We start from the raw sequence: 13,757 nt of genomic DNA, 5'->3' as shown, positions 1-13,757 counted from the left end.
ATGACGGACGCGTCATCGAGTTTTACGCGACGGTGACCGGATGGGGAAGCCCACATTTCTTCTGCATTTCCATTGTGAATGCATTCATCTTTTTTCTCGTCGCCGACTGGGGGCGTCTGCCCCGCTGCTGCGTTCTGCTTTCGACCCGCGTGGTGCGGGCGGAGAGAGAGAACGCAATGAAGCATTCGAAGTTGAGCATCGCCCTGGCGGGCCTGGTGGGTATCGCGACCCTGGGCCAGATGGATGACGTCATGGCAATGAATTATCACGTGCAGGGCGATCGCGTCGTGCTCAGTGGCGGTGTCACCGTCGCCGACGTGGTCGCACTGCCGGCGTTGCTGGCCAAGGCACAGGCCGAAGGCCGTCCGATCCGCGAAGTCGTGCTGCGCACCTCCAATGGTGGCGCGCTGATCGCGGGTGAGTGGCTGCAGGGGGTGATCCGTACCAACGGCCTGAACACCATCGTGTCCGGCCACTGCATCTCGTCCTGCTCGATCATGCAGTCCGGTGGCGTCGAGCGTTACCTGGCCGGTGACCTGCCGCTGGTCGACTCGGTGCAGATCCACGCCGCCAGCAGCGGTGGCAAGGTGATCTATACGCCTTCGCCGCGGATGACCGAGATCTACACCGGCAACTACGGCGGCGGCATGGATGCCGGCCTGCTGCACAAGGCCATGTACGAGGTGGTGCAGCCCAACGGCCTGCTGGTGTTCCGCGATCCGGCCCGGACCACCGGCCCGTCGGTCAGCTTCGATCCCGATGGCAGTGGCCGCAAGCTGGAGACCTTCCCCGGCCAGGACATTTACAGCAACAAGATCATCACCGCCGCCGGCTACCGCGACCCGGGCGACACCCTGACGGTCACCGGCAATGTCAGCGGCGACATCAATCCGGGCTACCTGCGCACCGCACGCCAGCTGCAGGCGTTCGTCGATAACGACTTCGCGCGCTGGAACGATGCCGACTTCGCCACCACGTACATCAACCAGGCCGTTTCCATCTACAACGCGGCTGCACGTGGTCCCAACGGCATCGGTCGCTTCTCGGTGCAGGACTTCCTCAGCGATCCGGGCATCCAGGCCGACCTGCTGGCGAGCCTGCGCCTGTCGGAGCTGGATGCCTCCACGCTGGGCAATTCGGCCGGTGTGATCCGCGTGGCCAAGGGCGGCACCTGGCGCACCGCCGAGACCACCGGCGCCGATTTCATGCTGGTGGAGAACGGCACCATCGCCCTGGAAGGCGGCGCCCTGCGGACCCCGGAGCTGCGCGTGCTGGCGGCCGGCATGGTGGTCGGCCACGGTGACATCGCTTCGGTCGCCAACGACTCGGATGCGCTGTTCGCTGGCACCGGTCCGTCGTACCGCGAGGACGGCTTCAACCGCCTGCGCGTGTACGGCACGCTGATGCCGCGTGGTGGTGACCTGGTCACCCACGGTTACGTCAACATCATGCCGGGCGGCAAGGTGCTGTTCGACGTCACCGAGGCGGGCGGCGCCAACAGTGGCCGCCTGCGCGTGGGCGACTTCTACGACAGCGGCGCCAACGAGGGCGCGCTGGTCATCTCGCCGGGCGCGCACCTGGAGTTGAACGTGGCGCAGGGCTTCTACGCCGGCAACTACCAGCGCGAGCTGGTGAGCGGCCCGATCTTCCAGGGCTTCACCGATGCGGTGCGCCTGGGCGACACCGGCTATACGGCCAGCATCACCGGCGGCGAAGTATTCCGGCCGCGTCACAACTCGTTGCTGAGCTTCAATATCAACCAGACCGCCGAGGGCCTGTCGCTGACCGCCAACCCCGGTTTCGACCAGCTTGCGCAGCTCACCGGCAACAACGGCAACGACGGTCTCGGCCGCGCGCTGGCAACCGCCGGCCAGCGCCAGGATGCCGGCCTGAAGCCGCTGCTGGGGGCACTGCAGTTCGCAGATCGCGATGTGATCGCACAGCAGGCCGGTGCACTGCGCGGTGATGGCCACGCCAGCCTGCGCCTGGCCGACAACGCGCTGGTTGGCAGCATCGGCAGCGTGGTGCAGCAGCACCAGGCCGCACGACGCAGCGGCAGCGGTGACGCTGGCGGCCTGGCGGCACAGGCAGCGCAGGCTGCTTCGGCGCAGCCGGGCATGGCCAATGGCAGCCTGTTCAACCAGTTGGCAATGCACCTGGTGGAGCCGGCGGGCGCGGGTGGCGGCAGCACCAGCTTCGGCGGCGAAGCGCCCCGCAATCACGGTCTCTGGGGGCGTGGTTTCGGCAGCCATGGTCGCATTGATGGCGAGGGCGGCGTGGCCGGCCTGAGCCATACCGTCGGTGGCATCGTGCTGGGTGCCGATACGCAACTGGCCGATGACCGGTTGACCTTGGGCGTCAGCGTTGCCGCCGCCGACATGTCGACCAAGGGCCGCGATGGTTCCGGGTTCACCGGCGACGTGCGCGCGCTGGATGTGGGCGGCTACCTGGATGCCACCTACTCGCGTGGCTACCTCTCGGCCTCGGTGCGCTACACCGACCTGCGCCACGACACCCGCCGCAGCATCGAGGGCATCGACGGCCTGCAGGGCCCGCTGCGTGCCAAGTACAACAACGATGCGATCTCGGCCCGCCTGGAGCACGGCTTCTCGTTCACCACCGCCAAGGGGGTGGTGATCCAGCCGCTGCTGCCGGTGGTCGACTACGCGCGCACCTCGGCCACCCGTTTCAATGAAGGGCAGGGTGCTGGCGCGCTGGTCGGGCGTGGTGACAGCCTGGAAAGCATCCGCGTCGGCGCGGGCCTGCAGCTGTTCAAGACCTTCGAAGGCAACAACGGCGAGCGCATCACCCCGCGCGCGCGCGTGGTCTGGCAGAAGGAACTGGGTGACACCCAGGCCCGTTACAGCACCGGCTTCGCCGCTGCGCCGGACCTGGTGTTCGGTGCCAGCAGCCAGACCGTGGGCGAGCAGGTGCTGGCCTGGAACCTGGGCGTGACCAGCCGCGCCAGCGATCGCCTGTCGGTGATGGTTGACTACGTGGGCGAGCGTCGCGACGGCCAGCTGCAGAACGGCGTGATGCTGGGCCTGGGCTATACGTTCTAAGGTAGTACCGGCACCGGCGGCAGTCACGCCGCCGGTGCCATCCCCATCGATGTGCGGGTGCGCTATGGTCGTGGCGGATTTCCGCGCAGACCTTCCCATGCAGATCGCCGTTTTCAGTGCCCGTCCCTACGATCGCCGCTTTCTCGAGGAAGCCAATCTGCGCGAAGGGGCAGGGCAGCAGTTCCAGTTCGTGTATTTCGACGCCGCGCTGGATGTGCACACTGCCGCACTGGCACAGGACTGCGCCGCCGTCTGCGTGTTCGTCAATGACAGGCTTGATGCGCCGGTGCTGAAGGCCCTGCATGCGCTGGGCGTACGCGCGGTGCTGCTGCGCTGCGCTGGCTTCAACAATGTGGACCTGGCCGCTGCGAACGCGCTCGGCCTGTTCGTTGCCCGCGTGCCGGCCTACTCGCCGGAAGCCGTGGCCGAGCACGCACTGGCGCTGGTGATGACCCTCAACCGGCAGACCCATCGCGCCTACAACCGCGTGCGCGAAGGCAACTTCATGCTTGATGGCCTGCTCGGCCGCACCCTGCATGGCAAGACCGTGGGCATCGTCGGTACCGGCAAGATCGGGCTGGCCACCGCGCACATCTTCCGCGGCATGGGCTGCACCGTGCTGGGGCACGATCCGTTTCCGTCGCCTGCCTTCGCGGAGATCGGCACGAGGGTGGAACTGGACGAACTGCTGTCGCGCTCGGACATCGTCTCGCTGCATTGCCCGTTGACCCCCGATACCCAGCACTTGATCGACGACGCCTCGCTGGCGCGGATGAAGCCCGGCGCGATGCTGGTCAACACCTCGCGTGGCGGCCTGGTCGATACCCATGCGGTGATCCGCGCGCTGAAGTCGCGCCGGCTGGGCCACCTGGCCATCGACGTCTACGAGCAGGAAAGCGCGCTGTTCTTCCAGGACCTGTCCGGCGAGATCATCGACGACGAGGCCTTCCAGCGCCTGATGACCTTCCCCAATGTGCTGGTGACCGGCCACCAGGGCTTCTTCACCGTGGAGGCGCTGCAGGAGATCTCGGCGATCACGCTGGGCAACCTGGCCGATTTCGCGGCGGGGCGGGACTGTGGTAACCGGGTGATGGCGGGCTGAGGGGCCGGGTGGGTAAGCGTTTGGCGGCAATCGTCACGACCGGATTGACCGCAGGGGTGGGGCGACCGTAAAATCGCCTGCTCAGCCGGAATAGCTCAGTTGGTAGAGCGGCGCATTCGTAATGCGTAGGTCGTAGGTTCGATTCCTATTTCCGGCACCAGTTGTAATGAAAAGCCCCGGCCTTGGTCGGGGCTTTTTGTTTGGGCGGCACGGCCATTGGTAGTGCCGGCCGCTGGCCGGCTGCTTCAGTAGTGCCAGCCCATGGCTGGCAGCCCAGAATTTCGAGCCTGCGGCTCGCTCGTCCCTCCGGCTTCCCAGGCACTTAGTTCTTCGTGCTATAGCTGACCTGTAGGCCGCATTCGGCCCCAATGGGCCGTCAAATTCCTCGATCCCCATTTCCTGTGCTCTGAATACCCGGCCTTGCTTCAAGGCTCTTTCAGGGATTGGAAGGATGGGGAGTTTCGGGGGAACTGCAGGCGGCGTGTCCACCCGCTTCAGGGGAATCGAAGGTCGAATTCGGAAGCTGGGTGCTTTAGGCACTTGGCCGCGCTGCGTGCTGCTGATTGGATTCGGCCTGGCACCCTCCGCAATTGCCCAGACGACGGTCACGTACATCTACACCGACGCTTTGGGGGCGGTGGTGGCTCAGACGAATGCCCATGGCAATGCGATTAGGCGATATGACTATGAGCCCTACGGTGCAGTGGTAGGTGGTCAGGTTAAGGATGGCCCGGGATATACCGGGCATGTGAGTGACTCGGCCACTGGCCTACGCTACATGTAGCAACGTTCTTGCCGGACTGAAATTTCATTCGGTGAGCAGGTGATCGCCGTCACTTGTGAATGAATTGTGAATCGTGTTACACATGTCGTGCGGGTCAACTGGGGAGTTGATCAGCACTAGCGGGTATGCGTTGAAGACTGCTCCAACCTGCAGTGACAGGTGGTGCAGGCCGCGTCATGGACGAAGGGAAATCCACCATATGAAGCGTTTCCAAGGAACGGCGCGCCGTTCGTTGTTGTGCCTGCTCGTACTTCTTGCTGGGCCAGCGATGGCCGCGCAGCCATGGCAGGAATACTCCAAGCTCATCAAATCTCGCGAACAGATCACATCTGAAGGCCCGCAACTGTTCGGTGATTCAGTGAATCTGTATACCGGCGAGCTCAGCTTTGCGGTGAGCGAGGTTTCAATCCCCGGAAACAATGCCTTGCCCGTGGCGCTGGGCAGGAAGTACGTGGTTCCCGGAGAGGGCATCCCCAATCACCCCATGGGCGATTGGGACATCGATATCCCCTTCGTCGGCGGCACGTTTGAGCATGACTCGGGCTGGAACGTGACAACCGCGCAACCCTGGGCTCGCTGCTCCTCGCCAGTGGAAGCGTGGGAGGGCGCACCTCTGGTGGTGGGTGTCCAGGGCATGTCAACCGTGGACTCGTGGGAGATGTGGCACGGCAATCAGCTCTTTACATCTACTACGGGTCCGCAGGAACTGCTGTTCCGCGTAGCCGGTTCGCCCGCGGGCCCAAGTGACGGGGGAGTGTACCCGTGGCTGACGACCCAGAACTGGACGCTGTCGTGCTTGCCCACACTAAAAAGCGGCCATGCGGGCGAGGGGTTTCTTGCACACGCCCCAGACGGAACCAAGTACCACTTCGATTGGATGGTCGTTACGCCTGTGGAGCCCTTCGCCAAGCCGAAGATCCAGGACGGAGTCGTGGTCGATCACGTGTTCCTGCGTGACCGCATACGCCTGTATCCATCCCTCGTCGAGGATCGTCAGGGAAACTGGGTCAGATATCACTGGTCCGGCTCTCAATTGACGCTTATCGAAGCAAGCGATGGTCGGCGGATCGATATCACCTGGACGTCAGGCCGGATATCGCAGGTCAGAACGGGTACCCGTACCTGGCACTACGAATACAACCCGTGGGGAATTCTCCTGCAGGTTACGCGTCCAGATGGTCGCCAATGGAAGTACGACCACTCACAGGTGGCGGGGATCATCTATGACCCTAGAGAAGAGTCCGTTGCTGACGCGTTGGGGCAGCGGCGGCGCTTTGTCCAGGATCAAGGAGTGATATGTGCTTGGATGCGAGTGTTGAAGGACACGCCGAGCGTCCTTCGAATGACGCACCCAACCGGCGTCACAGGTGAGTTCACCTTGGGCACCGTCCGCAATGGCCGTACGGGCGTTGCATCAGATTGCCTCTTCCCGATGATCGGGCTGAATGACTTCATACCTGATCCACCCGGCGACACCATTTCAAGTACGTTGCCGATTCGCTTCGATACCTTGGCGTTGAGGGCGAAACGCATTGTTGGTAGCGGTGTGGATCTCACCTGGCGCTATGACTACGCTCCGCCCAGCGCCCAAGCCATCACTGACTGCAGGCCCGGAAACTGCCAGACAACCAAGACCAGCACGGTGACTGCACCTGACCAGTCAACCACGGTCTTGACCTATGGCATCTATTTTCAGGAAAACGAGGGAAAGCTGCTGCGTACCGAAGTGCGCCAGAACGGCGGCACGTTGCGAACCACTGATGACATCTATGTGAGCAATGCTGACGTTGTGTCGCAGCCATTTCCGGCCCGGGTCGGGATCAGCTCGCAAGGGCGGCAGGATACGTTTGCCAGTGAAACCTGGCGCCCCCTTCGTGAGCGGCGGATAACCGAGGGCGGGACGGTTTTTTCCTCCACCGTCGAGCAGTTCGACGCGCTGACGCGTCCCCTGCGCGAGAAACGCCACAATTCGCTGGGAGAGTCGCGTACCACCGCGACTGAATTCCGCGATGAGCGAATCCGTTGGATTCTTGGGCAGGTTGCCAAGGTGACCAGCGTCGACTCCGGTCTGGAGATCTCCCGTACTGACTTTGATGCGTTTGCGCGCCCGTCCCAGAGCTGGTCCTTTGGTCGCCTTGATTCAATCACTGAATACGATGTTGATGGCACCGTGTCGCGTTACGTCGACGCCAATGGCAATGCTACGCGTCTCTCCTCGTGGAAGCGCGGCTCTCCCCAGCTTATCCAATTCGCGGACGGTGCGAGTGTGCAGGCCACAGTTGACGACCACGGCTGGTTGCGCTCGGTTACTGATGAGAACGGATTCACCACGTCCTATGACTACGACATCATGGGGCGCATCAGTGGCATCAACCAGCCATCCGGCGACAGTGTTGCCTGGAGTCCAACGAACATTTCGCTGGAGTACATGCAGGCGGCTGAGAACGGTATTCCTGCAGGTCACTGGCGGCGGAGCGTAACCACCGGTGACGCCCGGTCGGAGACCTATCTGGATGCGTTGTTCCGGCCGGTGCTGACCCATGCTTTTGATGCTCGTAATGTAGCCGGCACACAATCATTTGTCCGCTCTGTCCTTGATCATGAGGGACGACCGCTGTTCACTTCCTATCCGCATGCGTCGCTGCCAGCAGCAACAGGTGCGTGGCAGGAGTTCGATGCGTTAGGCCGTCTGGCGGTCAAGTCGCAGGATAGTGAGCTCGGTTTGCTTACAAGCTACGTCAGCTACAGCGGTGGCAACTCCGTCCGTATCCAGAACCCCCGTGGCCAAGTGACAGTCACGCGATACGAAAGCTTCGATGCACCTGCCGAAGACAACCCTGTGCTGATCGAACACCCCGAAGGGGCGCGCACAGCAATCAGCCGGGATGTTCTTGGAAAACCGTTGAGCATAAGGCGGTACAGTATCGATGGGGCGACCTCTCTGCTGCGGAAGTTCATCTATTCCGGCGACCAGCGACTGTGCAAGAGCATCGAGCCGGAAACCGGTGCGACGGCTATGGGTTATGACGCCGCAGGCAATCTGGCATGGTCTGCGTCCGGTCTGGCTAGCCTTTCCGATGCGTGTGACGAGCCGGCAGCAAGGGCATCAGGGCGCCTCGCTACACGCACCTACGATGCACGTAATCGACTGAAGACGCTGGCATTCCCTGACAACAATGGCAGCCAGTCCTGGACGTATACGCCTGACGGAAAGACGGCGTCCGTAACCACCCAGAATCAACTGGGAGCAACGAATGCGACAAGCATGTTCGAGTACAACCGCCGGCGACTGCTCGTTGGCGAAGAATCGCGAATTCTGAATGGGTCGACGCAGACCCTTGGCTACGCCTACGACAGTATGGGAAACATTGCAGGCGTGCGGTATCCGAGCGGCAGCTATGTACACTACGCGCCCGATGCGCTGGGAAGGCCCACCCAAGTGGGTGACCAGGTAACGCAGATCAGGTATCACGCCAATGGAAGTGTGGCGTCCTTCACCTATGCCAATGGCATCGCGCATTCATCGCCACAGAATGCACGGCAGCTGCCTCTGCAGATCAATGACGCAGGTGTGCAGGGTCTGCAGTACCAGTACGATCAGAATGGCAACGTCAACGCAATCAATGATGCAGTCGACGCTGTGCGCAATCGCACGATGAGTTATGACGGCCTGGATCGCTTGACACGAGTTCAATCGCCGTCATTCGAGGGTACGGGGGTCTTTGAGTATGGCTATGACGCGCTCGATAACTTGACCCGGGTCAGTCGTGGTGGAGTAACGGACCACTCTTATCTTTACGACGCGTCAAATCGCCTGACCAATGTCCGCAACGCGGCCGGCGCCACGGTGATAGGGCTGAACTACGACGTCCAGGGCAATCTGAGCACGCGAAATGGGCAGGCCTTTGTCTTCGATGCGGGTAATCGCTTGCGTGCTGCTGCAGGCAAGGAGCGCTATGACTATGATGGCTTTGGACGTCGTGTCCAAGCCATCGACACCGAGGAGCGTGGAATCCGCTCGCTCTACGGCAATGATGGCGTCCTGCGTTGGCAATACAACCAGCGTGATGGAAAGATCCTGGAGTATCTGTACGTGGGCGGCCGCCTGGTCGCACAGGTTGAGCAGCCTGCAATGATGGGGGTTCCTGTACTGGTTGCTCCTGTGATGGACTCTACAGGCACTTTCAGTGTGGGTTGGTCGGACGTGGGCGCTGTGTCCTATGAGTTGCAGGCGTCCATCAATGCAGGAGCGACTTGGGCGCAGGTCTACCGTGGCGGTTCCCGCACCGCAAACGTGCAGGTAGGCGCCGCCGGGTCGTATCTGTATCGCGTGCGCGCATGCGATGGCAGTACCTGCGCTGCCTGGAGTTCCGTCGTCAAGACGGATGTCATCTTCAAGCCGGCCACGGCGCCGGTGCTGGTTGCACCAGGTATTGGCCTGTCTGGTACGTTCAACATCGAATGGAGTGCTGTGGCTTCGGCAACGCGCTATACGCTGGAAGAGGCCAGCTCCGCAGCCGGCCTCTATACGGTGATATACGATGCGGGGCTGCTGAGTTTCGCTGTCACTTCGCGCCCGGCGGGTGATCGCTTCTACAGGGTTCAGGCCTGCAATGTTGCGGGGTGCAGCCCTTGGTCTGCTCCGGCCAAAGTTGCTGTGGTGCATCCGTCGGGATCATCCCCGGTGCTCAGCGTGCCGACCACAAGCATCAATGGTGTTGTGGCAGTTCAGTGGTCGAGTATTGCGGGCAGTGTCAGGTACGAGCTTGAGCGCGCTGCTGCCCAAGGCTGGGCGCAGATCTACAGTGGTGCTGCCCTGTCATTCAATGAACAGGGACTCGCATCCGGTATTCATCGCTATCGAGTGCGAACCTGCAATGCGGCCGGCTGTAGTGCCTGGTCTGCAGAGGCGGCTACGAACATGGTGCGCGTGCCTGCTGTCGCACCGGTCATTGCATTGTCCTCTACACAAGCAAGCGGCACCTACAGCGTGAGTTGGTCGGCGATTGCCAATGCGGCAACCTACACGTTGCAGGAGCAATCGGCCGGCGGTAGCTGGGCCGTCGCATACAGCGGTGAAGCTCGGAGCTTTGCAGTCAGTGGCAAGGGAAACGGCACTTGGTCGTATCGCACGCAGGCCTGTAACGCAGCGGGTTGTGGTCCGTTCTCGGTCGTGTCTGCCACCGAGGTTCTGTTGCCACCGGGGGCGCCCGCAGTTAGTGCCCCTGGCTCTTCCGCGACCGGTAGTTTTGCTGTCACCTGGACATCTGTGCCGACCGCAACGACCTATAGGCTCGAGCAGTACAGCGGTGCTGCTTGGACCGAGGTGTATGCAGGCTCGGGATCCAGTTTTACCGTTGGAGGACGAAGCACTGGTACCTGGTCCTATCGCGCCGTTGCATGCAATGCCAGTGGATGTGGCACATATTCAACGGCTGTAAGCACCCAGGTTCTGTTGCCTCCGCCTTCACCTTCGTTGCAGGCGCCTCCATCGTCCGACTCCGGTGCCTATCGTGTGTCCTGGTCGACCGTGGCGACTGCCATAAGCTATGACGTGGAGCAGTCTGCGGGAGGTGGTTGGTCCAGCGTTTCCAGTGGCACCAGTACTTCGGTCGATCTGACTGGACGTCCCAACGGCACGTATCGCTATCGTGCGCGTGCGTGCAATACGTCGGGTTGTGGCGGATGGTCGGCTGAGATCTCCGTCGTGGTTGTGTTGACCCCGCAATCCGCACCGGTGCTGAGCGTGGAGGCGGAGAGCGGTTGGCGGGTCGCCTATCCCAGTTGGACCCAGGTTCACCTTGCCAATGAGTATCGCCTGCAACGCCGCTTCAACGGTGGTGGCTGGCAGGAAGTCGCCCGAGGGGCAATGAATAGGGTCGAATTGTCGGTGTATCCGGGAGCACATACGTTCCGTGTTCAGGCCTGCAACGGAGGGGCGTGTGGCCCCTGGTCTACGGAGGCCAACACATTTGCTCTTCCCGACCCTCCTTCCTGGGCCTATGCCGAGTATATAAAGGGTGGTTGCAGAGTCACCTGGAATGGTTCTGAGGGGGCTAGCTATTCCACGATCGAGGATGACTTCGGCGTGCGCGTGGCTGGGAACGAAATGGTTTTTGCAACGTGCTCGTGGGCGTACACGGTGCGTAATTGCTTGGATGGCCACTGCAGCCAAGGGAAAACTGTACAACCGGAGGGGGGCGACCCATGGCTGTAATGGTACGGGCAAGCCAATGCGCTGGTGGGTTGGCAGGGCGCATTTCCATGAATTCTGCGTCAAGGGTTGTCGGGTTGATCCGAGGGACATGGCAGCAACTCATGATTGCCGCCCTGCTGCTCACTGGGCAGGTTCAGGCCCAGACGACTGTCACATACATCCATACCGATGCCCTCGGTTCGGTTGTTGCCGAGAGCGATGCCAATGGCAACGTGATCAAGCGCTATGACTACGAGCCCTACGGAGCCGTAGTAGGAGGTCAGGTCACGGACGGGCCGGGTTATACCGGGCACGTGAGCGACTCGGCTACTGGGCTGAGTTACATGCAGCAGCGGTACATGGATCCGCAGTTGGGTGTGTTCCTGTCTGTGGATCCGGTGACTGCGTATGACCAGCCGGTTGGGCAGTTCAATCGATACAGGTATGCGAACGGTAATCCGTACAAATTCACGGATCCGGACGGGAGGCAGAGTTGGAGTGACTTCCAGACCGGCTTTGAGAACGGAACACTTAACGCCTCCCGATACGAGCACGGATTTCCGTTGTATGCCAATTGGGCTGAGCAAACTGGCTATGCCATTGGTTCCGGTATCGTCAAGGGCGGGCAGTCCCATGCTGGTGGCATTCGAGCGCCGCCCCTGCGTATGCAGCCACCCCGGACTGGGACTGTTACAGTTGGCGCGCCATCTGGGCGGAACACAAACAAATTGCGACCGGACGCCAATGCACAGGGCGCACACTCTGTCCTAAAGCGTGGTGAGGATGGCAATATCAGCAATACTGCCACGTACCAGCCAAATCCGAACAATCCGTCCGGCTTCCAAGAGGTAAAGCGTGTCGACGTAACCGGAAAGGCTCATACCAATCCTGATGGATCCATCGTTGCCACACCTCATGTGAAAGAGGCAGGGCAAAAGGGGGTGCGTCCGGCGCTCCCAGAAGAGCTGCCAAAGAGGAACTGAGATTATTTATGGACACTGCGATTGCGCTTTTGCAAAGATGGTACTCGAATCACTGTGACGAAGATTGGGAGCATTCCTACGGTATCAAGATAGACACTCTGGATAACCCAGGGTGGATTCTCACTGTCGACCTGGTTGACACGGAGTTGAGTGAATATTCGCTGCCCAGGACGCGCATTGATCGTTCGGAAGTAGATTGGATTCAGTCCGAGATTTCGGATGGGCGCTATATCGCTTGCGGTGGAGCGCTCAACCTGGAGGAGATCGTGCTTCAGTTTTTGAACTTCGCCGAGGGTCCCCGCGTCGACAGTCAGGATGCGCGAACCGACGGCGTAGGGCCGTAGGTTTTTCCGTTCAGTGTTCCGAGCAAGTTTGCGCTCTAACGGCGAAGACATTCGACATCGTTGGCGGACGATTGGACCGGCCAGGATTTCGTAGACAACTCAGAGCCATAATCAATGGTAACGAGAGAGGTGTCTATGGCGAGCAAGCAGTACACGGATGAGTTCAAGTCCGAGGCGATCAAGCAGGTGACCGAAAGGGGCTTCGCGGTTGCGGAGGTTGGGCGGTCTCAAGAAGCAAGCGCAACACGTGATCTGAATTCTGTGATCTCTTTGTCCATCACTTCGGCGGGCGTTTTCCAGCCCAGCGTCTGTCGCGGACGTGTGTTCATGAGCATCGCGACGTGATTGAGATACTCCTGGCTCGCGCTCGACAGATCAATGCCCTTGGGCAGGAACTGCCGAAGCAGTCCATTGGTGTTCTCGTTGCTGCCGCGCTGCCACGGCGCGTGTGGATCAGCAAACCACACGTCGATATCCAAGCGGTCCATCAGTTCTGGGTAGCACGTCAGCTCCGTGCCGCGATCGTAAGTCAAACTGGTGCGCATGGATTCGGGCGGCTTCTTCAGTCGGCGACTGAAACCCTCCAGTGCCGCTTCCGCTGTGCAGCCGTCCATCTTGCAGAGGATCACAAAGCGCGTCTTTCTTTCGACCAGCGTCCCTACGCAGGAGCGGTTGAAAGCACCCTTGATCAAGTCGCCTTCCCAGTGACCCGGAACCAGTCGCTGCTGTACTTCTTCCGGGCGATGTACGATGCGCAGTTGCTCAGGAACCCATGTCCGCTTGGCTGCCGTCGTGCGGCGTAGACCTCGCGTCGGCTTGCTCTGCCGAAGCGCTTCCACCAGCTCTTTCTTCAGGCCTCCGCGCGGGTGGGCATAGATGCTGGCGTAAATGTTCTCGTGGCTTACGCGCTGGCTGGAATCGTCCGGGTGCATGTTGCGAAGCTTGGCAGCAATCTGCTGGGGCGACCAGCGATACAGCACCAAGTGATCAAGGACGAACTGAAAGCGCTCGCTGCCCTCGATCAGTCGGCGGTGCCGAACAGAGCGTAGTCGGCGGACACGATAGTTTTTGCCGGCCTCGGTGGCGCTGTACGCTCCAACGCCTTGCCGGGCCACCTCGCGGCTCAGGGTCGAAGGGCTCCGCCCCAAGCGCCTGGCGATGGATCGCATACTCTTGCCATCCTGGATATCGATCTGGACAACAGCGCGTTCTTCTGCGCTCAAGTGGTTGTAATGCCTGGACATGCTGACACCCTACTGGTTAGTGGGTGTTGCACTTGGAAATTG

At 61.2% G+C, this 13,757-nt stretch carries 6 protein-coding genes, 1 tRNA gene and 1 pseudogene; 7 read left to right on the top strand and 1 reads right to left on the bottom strand.

From position 1 onward, the window contains the following. Nucleotides 1-176: 176 nt before the first annotated feature. The 7 genes and pseudogenes from QOL57_RS04825 to QOL57_RS04790 all read left to right on the top strand — a co-directional run. Complete coding sequence (locus tag QOL57_RS04825; protein WP_089239598.1) at nucleotides 177-3,062, top strand: autotransporter outer membrane beta-barrel domain-containing protein; 2,886 nt, start codon at nucleotides 177-179, stop codon at nucleotides 3,060-3,062. Between the two features lie 97 nt (nucleotides 3,063-3,159). Further along, complete coding sequence (locus QOL57_RS04820; protein ID WP_089241226.1) at nucleotides 3,160-4,164, top strand: 2-hydroxyacid dehydrogenase; 1,005 nt, start codon at nucleotides 3,160-3,162, stop codon at nucleotides 4,162-4,164. A gap of 84 nt (nucleotides 4,165-4,248) precedes the next feature. Continuing rightward, nucleotides 4,249-4,324 (top strand) — tRNA-Thr (locus QOL57_RS04815). 823 nt (nucleotides 4,325-5,147) lie between these two features. Next, nucleotides 5,148-11,165, top strand: coding sequence for an RHS repeat domain-containing protein (locus QOL57_RS04805; protein ID WP_157803071.1), 6,018 nt, complete (start codon nucleotides 5,148-5,150; stop codon nucleotides 11,163-11,165). A gap of 101 nt (nucleotides 11,166-11,266) precedes the next feature. Continuing rightward, nucleotides 11,267-12,127 (top strand): RHS repeat-associated core domain-containing protein, encoded by an 861-nt coding sequence (locus tag QOL57_RS04800; protein ID WP_141134252.1) that lies wholly within the window; start codon nucleotides 11,267-11,269, stop codon nucleotides 12,125-12,127. Between the two features lie 8 nt (nucleotides 12,128-12,135). Continuing rightward, a complete protein-coding gene (locus QOL57_RS04795) occupies nucleotides 12,136-12,471 on the top strand; it encodes an immunity 53 family protein (RefSeq protein ID WP_070473404.1) in 336 nt (111 codons plus the stop codon). Nucleotides 12,472-12,606: 135 nt separating this feature from the next. Continuing rightward, nucleotides 12,607-12,696 (top strand): annotated as a pseudogene (locus QOL57_RS04790) (transposase); the annotation flags it as partial. A gap of 2 nt (nucleotides 12,697-12,698) precedes the next feature. Here the strand turns inward: QOL57_RS04790 and QOL57_RS04785 are convergent. Continuing rightward, nucleotides 12,699-13,715, bottom strand: coding sequence for an IS30 family transposase (locus tag QOL57_RS04785; protein ID WP_089239602.1), 1,017 nt, complete (start codon nucleotides 13,713-13,715; stop codon nucleotides 12,699-12,701). Nucleotides 13,716-13,757 lie beyond the last annotated feature (42 nt).

Origin of the sequence: Stenotrophomonas sp. yr243, from assembly GCF_900184195.1 — a bacterium.
GTDB lineage: Bacteria > Pseudomonadota > Gammaproteobacteria > Xanthomonadales > Xanthomonadaceae > Stenotrophomonas > Stenotrophomonas lactitubi.
This window is presented reverse-complemented; position numbering and strand designations above follow the sequence as displayed.